The 437-nt window shown below is 48.9% G+C and carries 1 protein-coding gene; it reads left to right on the top strand.

What is annotated here, in order from left to right; genetic code table 11:
* A partial coding sequence (locus KP705_RS17855) for a hypothetical protein (protein ID WP_215765256.1) occupies positions 1 to 437 on the top strand: 437 nt, incomplete at both ends.

Genomic DNA, 437 nt, shown 5'->3' with positions numbered 1-437 from the left:
CATATGATGGGGGGTATTATACTCGTTCATGGCTTGGGCATGTGTTCCATGTGGGGTGGTCTGATGATGATATCTGCTGGCTGATATCTGGTGACTGCAAGCACCTTGGKCTTATAGCTCGGGATTATTCTGCTGATGAGAATCTGCGTTTTGCGTGTCGTTCGGAACAGGAAGACAGGCGACGCTTCAGGCTTCCTGCTGGTGGTTTAGAATACGTTCCAGAGGTTAAGGAAGCGAAGGAATCACGCGGAGAGATTTTTGATGCAGGACCGTCTGAGAATGGGTGTGAGTCATCTTCTCGGATAGGTTTTTATGAGCTTCTTCGTCGCAACAGTGGGAACAAGGTTGATGTGTTTAAACATCTTGAACGCATTGGCAGGGATGAGGCCATAAGGCTTCAATCTGATCGCATTGCTGACAGGCTTGAAGGTCTGGGG

Source organism: Gluconobacter sp. P1D12_c, assembly GCF_018812105.1.
GTDB classification, from domain to species: domain Bacteria; phylum Pseudomonadota; class Alphaproteobacteria; order Acetobacterales; family Acetobacteraceae; genus Gluconobacter; species Gluconobacter oxydans_A.
The sequence above is the reverse complement of the archived record's forward strand: the minus strand, read 5'-3'. Positions and strand labels throughout refer to the sequence as shown.